The 332-nt window shown below is 64.8% G+C and carries 1 protein-coding gene; it reads left to right on the top strand.

The annotated features are described in order from the left end of the window. On the top strand, nt 1–332 hold a 332-nt coding region (locus ON21_RS30130), incomplete at both ends, for an AMP-binding protein (RefSeq protein WP_039803536.1).

Genomic DNA, 332 nt, shown 5'->3' on the forward strand with positions numbered 1-332 from the left:
ACCCACACCACCCACCACACTGCCCGACCTCCTCACCACCACCGCCCACAACCACCCCCACCACACCGCCCTCACCCACAACAACCACCACCTCACCTACCAACAACTCGACCAACACTCCAACCACCTCGCCCGCCAACTCCTCCACCACCACATCGGCCCCGAAGACGTCGTCGCCATCGCCATCCCCCGCTCCCCCGAAACCATCCTCGCCATCTGGGCCATCACCAAAACCGGCGCCGCCTTCCTCCCCATCGACCCCACACACCCCACCCAACGAATCACCCACATCACCACCAACTCCCACACCACCCTCGGCATCACCACCACCA

The sequence above is a fragment of the Nocardia araoensis NBRC 100135 genome, assembly GCF_000308435.1.
Taxonomy (GTDB): Bacteria; Actinomycetota; Actinomycetes; order Mycobacteriales; family Mycobacteriaceae; genus Nocardia; species Nocardia araoensis.